This is a genomic window from Methylobacterium sp. GC_Met_2, assembly GCF_026540795.1.
Lineage (GTDB): Bacteria > Pseudomonadota > Alphaproteobacteria > Rhizobiales > Beijerinckiaceae > Methylobacterium.
Genome location: NZ_JALNUM010000263.1, coordinates 1 through 950, shown reverse-complemented (window position 1 = coordinate 950; position 950 = coordinate 1). Strand labels below are relative to the sequence as shown.

Genomic DNA, 950 nt, shown 5'->3' with positions numbered 1-950 from the left:
CGGGCACGGCCAGCCCCATATGGGTGTAGGCGTGCCGGGTCAGAACCCGCCCTCGGGGGGTGCGCTGCACGAAGCCGCGCTGGATCAGGTACGGCTCGATGATGTCCTCGATCGCGTCCCGCGGCTCCGACAACGCCGCCCCGATCGTCTCGATCCCCACAGGCCCGCCCCCGAACGAGCGCGCGATCAGGCTCAGGTACTTGCGGTCCATCACGTCGAGACCCGCCTCGTCGACGTCGAGCAGCTTCAGCGCGCGGTCGGCGATCGCCCGCGTCACCGTCCCGGCCTCCGCCACGATCGCGAAGTCCCGCACCCGCCGCAGCAGACGCCCCGCGATCCGCGGCGTGCCGCGCGCCCGCCTTGCGATCTCGTTGGCGCCCTCCGCCGACATGCCGATCCCCAGCACCCGCGCCCCGCGGGCCACGATCTGCTCCAGCTCGTCGATCTCGTAGAATTCCAACCGGATCGGGATGCCGAACCGATCGCGCAGCGGCGTGGTCAGCAGGCCCGCGCGCGTGGTGGCGCCGACCAGGGTGAACTTGGGCAGCTCGATCTTGACCGAGCGCGCCGCCGGCCCCTCGCCGATGATCAGGTCGAGCTGGTAATCCTCCATGGCCGGGTAGAGGATCTCCTCGACCGCCGGGTTGAGCCGGTGGATCTCGTCGATGAACAGGACATCGCGCTCGTCGAGATTGGTGAGCTGGGCGGCGAGATCGCCGGCCTTGGCGATGACCGGCCCGGAGGTGGAGCGGAAGTTCACCCCGAGTTCGCGGGCGACGATCTGGGCGAGCGTCGTCTTGCCGAGCCCGGGCGGCCCGACGAACAGCACGTGGTCGAGCGCCTGCCCGGTCTTGCGGGCGGCCTCGATGAAGATCTGCATGTTGGCCCGGGCCGCGCGCTGGCCGATGAACTCGGACAGGATCAGCGGACGGATCGTCTGGTCGACGTCC

General features: G+C 70.4%; 1 protein-coding gene. It reads right to left on the bottom strand.

Annotated elements, in window-relative coordinates; genetic code table 11:
- On the bottom strand, window positions 1–950 hold a 950-nt coding region (ruvB, locus tag OXS49_RS33350; RefSeq protein ID WP_267428771.1), incomplete at both ends, for a Holliday junction branch migration DNA helicase RuvB.